Origin of the sequence: Methylobacterium sp. E-041, from assembly GCF_022829665.1 — a bacterium.
GTDB lineage: Bacteria > Pseudomonadota > Alphaproteobacteria > Rhizobiales > Beijerinckiaceae > Methylobacterium.
On the sequence record NZ_JAKSYQ010000258.1, the window covers coordinates 1 to 268 of the forward strand.

The window sequence follows — 268 nt, forward strand, 5'->3', positions numbered from 1 at the left end:
TTGTCCATGCCCGGCAGCGACGGGGCAGCGGCCTGTGCCGCAGTCTTCACTGAACCACCGACCAGGTTGCCGGCACCGCCAAGCGTGCTCGACACCGCGCTCGATGCGCCGCTGACGATGCCGCCCACCGCCGAGGACAGCAGGTACACGACGACCAGCGTCGAGACCGCCCAGGCGAGCAGCCCGTGGTAGGCGGTGGTGGTGTTGGCGGGCTTCCCCGAGAGGCGCCCGGCGAGCCAGCCGCCGGCGGTGGCTGCGAGAATGCCGG

The 268-nt window shown here is 72.4% G+C and carries 1 pseudogene; it reads right to left on the bottom strand.

From position 1 onward, the window contains the following. Window positions 1–268: pseudogene (locus MKK70_RS23350) on the bottom strand (PhnA-like protein); the annotation flags it as partial.